Genomic DNA, 543 nt, shown 5'->3' on the forward strand with positions numbered 1-543 from the left:
GTGCTCGAGCTTCCCGGCCCTGCCCGCGCTGGCCGCGGGCGTCACCGGCGCCGCCACCATCGTCGCGGTGCGCGTCTGGCCGGCGAGCGACTACACGCGCGTGACCATCGAGTCCGATCGCCAACTGGCCGCCAGGAGCTTCATGGCCGCGAATCCGGACCGGCTCGTCATCGACATCGATGGCCTGGAACTGAACGCCGGCCTGAAGGAGCTGCTCGGCAAGGTGAAGCCGGACGACCCTTACATCGCCGGCGTGCGCGTGGGACAGAACCAGCCGCGCGTGGTGCGGATCGTGCTGGACCTGAAGCAGGCGGTGGCGCCGCAGGTGTTCACCATCGAGCCGGTGGCGGCCTACAAGAACCGCCTGGTGCTGGACCTGCATCCGACGCGCGAGCGCGATCCGCTGCTGGACCTGGTGCGCGAGAAGGAAGCCGCCGAGAGCGCCGCGGCGCAGTCGGTCAACGACGCGCTGGGCGAGTTGATCGGCCGCATCGACCGCCCGCAGACGGCCGCCTCGAGCGCCGAGAGCGCCGCCAGCGCGGC

Annotated in this window: 1 protein-coding gene; it reads left to right on the plus strand. The window is 71.6% G+C overall.

The annotated features are described in order from the left end of the window. Positions 1 to 28: 28 nt before the first annotated feature. The coding region (locus FUT87_RS24905) for an AMIN domain-containing protein (protein WP_404935446.1) at positions 29 to 543 on the plus strand (515 nt) is incomplete at its 3' end.

The organism is Mitsuaria sp. TWR114 (assembly GCF_007997345.1).